Source organism: Fulvivirga aurantia, from assembly GCF_009711475.1.
In the GTDB taxonomy this organism is placed as follows: domain Bacteria; phylum Bacteroidota; class Bacteroidia; order Cytophagales; family Cyclobacteriaceae; genus Fulvivirga; species Fulvivirga aurantia.
Genome location: NZ_SMMD01000314.1, coordinates 1 through 1705 on the forward strand (window position 1 = coordinate 1; position 1705 = coordinate 1705).

At 37.2% G+C, this 1705-nt stretch carries 1 protein-coding gene; it reads right to left on the minus strand.

The window, feature by feature from the left end; genetic code table 11:
• Nucleotides 1–1683: DUF4153 domain-containing protein (locus tag E1176_RS01405; RefSeq protein WP_155208794.1), on the minus strand; the 1683-nt coding region annotated here is incomplete at its 3' end.
• Nucleotides 1684–1705 lie beyond the last annotated feature (22 nt).

A 1705-nucleotide genomic window follows, 5' to 3' on the forward strand; every position in this document is an offset into this window, starting at 1 on the left:
TCTGTTCACCAAGGGCGTGAGATCTAGTTCGTAGTGATTCATCCCTGTAGTGATTATTAATAATTTATTTTCTAGACCAATAATGAAAGTGGACGAATCAATACGGAATTTTTTAGCAATTGCACTTCTGTTATTCGCATTTACGTCAATTAAATAGTCGTAATCTCTGACTGGTATAACTTCATCATTTTCTGCACTATAGGAATAATATCTGATACCAGCTGCATCTCTTTGATAGTATGTGACTCCCATTGCTTCCATGTAAATACGCGTGCGATTTACGTATCTGGAAGAATCAAGTGCTTTGCGTATTAAAGAATCTAAATCCTGGTCTACATATTTATTGGTTGCAGATATATCATGGAAATCGTTTAAATATTCTATAATAGACTTTACTTCCTGATGGAGGGAATCAATAAGCAACCCCTCCTGAGGTAATTGACCGGCATGGAGCAATTCATTTTTTTCATTAAGGCTCCACTCAAATTGGTTTTTCACCTTTCCATCCACAAGTAGGTTTTCGCTCCTCAAAATCGATTCAAGTCTATTGAGCTGACTGCTTTCGCTTACGCTGAAAATACCCCACGGCCCAAATGATGCGATTAAAAGTATGGAGGCTAGGGATATTGGAATAAACTTGATATTCTTTTTGCCCATAACGAAATAGAGGGCTATAATCGACAGCCAAATTCCGAGTAATGTTATAATGTATCGGTTAATAGTAATGCCATAATCACCAATACGCATACCTATTGCTAGAAATAGCATTACTATCAAAGGCAATAGTGCTACATAGTATAGAAGCGAAAAACGTTTCACCCATGTGCTTCCTTCGTCTTTTTGATAAGGATAAAGCAGCAAGACAAGTAAAATACCTACCACCGCTACACAAATGATTAGATACGATACAATACCTTCAGGCCAGTTCCAGGAAATAATAATTTTAAGGCCATAGCTGTATAAAATAATGAGGTAAATCGACAGAAGAGGTAATAAAATGTATTGGGTAAATACTTTCAGTCCTTTGGGATATTTAATATTATCCTCTAAATCGGAAAAGTTCTCAGGCACACCTGATAGAAAGAACCACGTATTAAAAAAGCCTACTATAAAAATAAAAAGGTGAAAATATAGCTTTTCGTGCACATCTACGTCAAATAATAGTTCCAAAGCACCCAAAGCCAACGCGAGCCCCACATACAGAAAGCCTGAGTATAAAATGGCTTCGAGGATTCTTAGAAACAACGCTTTATTGTATTGCCAAAACCCGTTATAACTGCCTGTATTACTATAAGGAGCAAAGGAAGCAATGAGGTGCACGATCACATTGAAGATGGCGTATCTGATATATGGTATGGCTACATTATTTACGGAAGTGCTATCAGGAAAACTGCAATAGATAAGACCGAGAAACAACACCGCACCTATATAAAGTAAGAAACGGCTTTTGGCAGTGAGCCTTCTTTTATCTGATAAAATACCTACACTAAAAAACAGAGGTATACCCAGCGCAAAGCATAGCATGAGATTTATTAAATAGAGTTGTGGCTCTCTTGGCTCTGTCTCAAACAAATACATCGCAATAGCAGCGGCCGCAACTGAGCTCAAGATAGATAGCGGAAATCGCAAAAAGGAATGTGCGGCACGATCAATAATTGCATTAAGGGAAGGTAGCTTAATCATAAACTGTTTATTTATTGAAAAA